Below are 2662 nucleotides of genomic sequence, written 5' to 3'. Positions count from 1 at the left end.
CCTCCATTGCGGTTGCGGTGATTGGGATCGGGTGCCGCCTTGCTGGCGGCGTTGATTCCGCGGCGTCGCTGTGGGGTTTTCTCCGTGACGGTCGTGACGCGGTCACCGATGTGCCGTCAGAACGATGGAGTGAGCAGACACTCGAAGCGTTGCAGTCGGAGACCGGTCGGAACGTGCTGTGGCGTGGCGGGTTTGTGCCGGGCGACGTCGGCGCCTTCGATCCGGAGTTCTTCGGTATCAACCCGGCCGAGGCGGAGTTGATCGATCCTCAGCATCGGCTGCTGCTGGAGACTGCGTGGGAGGCGTGCGAGCACGCCGGATTGCCGACCGATGACCTGGTGGGAAGCCGCACCGGTGTGTTCGTCGGCATGTCCAACCCGGACCATGCGGCCTACGCGCATCAGCTCCCGGCCGGCGGGGGCCCCAACTTTGTGACCGGTAACCAGGCCGGACCGGCGTCCGGTCGGCTATCGCATATCTTGGGTTTGCAGGGTCCCAGCATGACCGTGGACACGTCGTGTTCGACGGGGTTGGTCACCACGCACCTGGCATGCCAAAGCCTTCAACAAAACGAGTGTGACCTCGCGCTCGCTGGCGCGGTCAACCTGCTGCTCAGCCCCCGAACGTTCATGGCCTATACCGAGTTGGGAGTGCTGTCGCCCACCGGGCGATGCCACAGCTTCGACGAACGAGCGGACGGCTACGTTCGGGCCGAGGGGTGCGTGGTCCTCGTGCTCAAACGTCTCGACGACGCGATGCGTGACCAGGACCGCGTGCTCGCCGTGCTGCGGGGGGTGGCGGTCAATCATGACGGGAAGACGTCTCGGTTCACGGTGCCTTCGCGGCAAGCGCAGGAAGAGGTGTTCCGTGCCGTCCTGGATATTGCCGGTGTCGATCCGGCAGATGTTGGAATGATCGAAGCGCACGGCACGGGAACCATCGTTGGCGATCCGATCGAGTTCCGTTCCCTGGCCGCTGTCTACGGAACGGGACGAGACCGGTGCGCACTGGGTTCGGCCAAGACGAACTTCGGCCACACCGAATCCGCCGCGGGCCTGGTGGGGCTGCTCAAAGCCGTCTTGGCGGTGCACCACGGTGAGGTTCCGGCATCCCTGCATTTCCGACGGTGGAACCCCGCCATCGACCCGTCCGGCACCAGGCTGTTTGTTCCGACCGCAACGACGCCGTGGCCGGTCACCGGTGGTCCGCGTCTCGCAGCCGTGTCCTCCTACGGTGTGGGCGGGACCAACGCGCACGCCATCGTGGAGGAACCGCCGGCTCCCAGCCCCCCGGTCGCGTCGACGTCGTCCAGCAGCAGGGACGATTCTCTCCGCACGTTCCTGCTGTCGGCACGATCAGAAACCGCGCTGGGGCGTTCCGCTGTCAGGCTCGCCGACTGGCTCCTCGACGCCGGGACGGGGACACCGTTGAAGGATGTCGCGCACACACTTGCGGTACGCCGCTCGCATGGCCCCGAGAGACTGGCGGTCGTCGCTCGCTCCCGGGACGAGCTCGTCAACCGCCTGCGCGCGTATGCCGACGGGGTACATCCCCGTCCTGAAGGCGTGGTCAACGATTATGTCCACGCCGAGCGCGCAACGGGGCCAGTGTGGGTGTTCAGCGGCCACGGCTCGCAGTGGCCCGGTATGGGGCGAGAGCTGTTCGCCGCCGAACCCGTGTTCGCCGACACGATCGCGGAGCTCGACCCCCTGATTCGCGCCGAGTCGGGGTTCTCGCCGGAAGAGGTGCTGCGGGCCGGTGACGAGGTGACCCGAATCGACCAGGTACAGCCCTTGATCTTCGCGGTGCAGGTCGCTCTGGCGCGCACCCTGCAATCCCACGGCATCCACCCCGCCGCCGTCGTGGGACACTCCATGGGAGAGATCGCCGCCGCCGTGACCGCGGGGGCGCTGACCATGGAAGACGGTATCCGCGTCATCTGCCGTCGGTCCCGGCTGTGCGTTCCCGCCGCCGAAGCCCGCGTTGGGGCGATGGCGGTCGTCGAACTGGATGCGGCCACGGTCCGGGCAGAGATCGACCATCTTCCCGATGTGGATGTCGCGGTCTTCGCCGCACCCCGGTCCACCGTGATCGGCGGTACCCGGGTCGCAGTCGAACGGCTGGTCGAAAGTTGGACATCTCGTGACGTTCCCACACGGATGATCGCTGTCGATGTCGCCTCGCACTGCACCTTGATCCGTCCAGTCGCCGACGCGCTGACCGCTGCGCTCAGCGACATACGGCCCGGGCAGCCGACGATCCGTTTCTATACCACGGTTCTGCCTGATCCGCGGCAGACACCCACGTTCGACGCCGCCTACTGGGGCGAGAACATGCGCTGCCCGGTTCGGGCGGTGGATGCCACGAGGGCCATCGTCAACGACGGACACCAGTTTTTCCAGGAGATCTCTCCACATCCGGTGGCGGTCCATCCGCTCACCCTGACCCTAAAGGCGGTCGGGGCGTCGGAGGCCACGGCTGTGCCGACCATGGATAGCAGGCACGATCAGGCCACAGCCGTACGGACGAGCATCGCGGCGCTTCATTGTGCCGGGCTTGACGTGGAGTGGCGGCGGTGGCACGGCGACGGAGCCCTGGTGGACGTGCCGCCTACAACATGGGACAGACACACCTACCTGATCAAACCACTCAGGGACCCGGC

Annotated in this window: 1 protein-coding gene; it reads left to right on the top strand. The window is 66.7% G+C overall.

The features are described 5' to 3' along the window. Positions 1-17: 17 nt before the first annotated feature. Positions 18-2662 (top strand): type I polyketide synthase (locus tag DD1DGNOD_RS16810; protein ID WP_165036796.1); only part of this gene is annotated, 2645 nt, incomplete at its 3' end.

Origin of the sequence: Candidatus Protofrankia californiensis (assembly GCF_900634765.1) — a bacterium.
Taxonomy (GTDB): domain Bacteria; phylum Actinomycetota; class Actinomycetes; order Frankiales; family Frankiaceae; genus Protofrankia; species Protofrankia californiensis.
The sequence above is the reverse complement of the archived record's forward strand: the minus strand, read 5'-3'. Positions and strand labels throughout refer to the sequence as shown.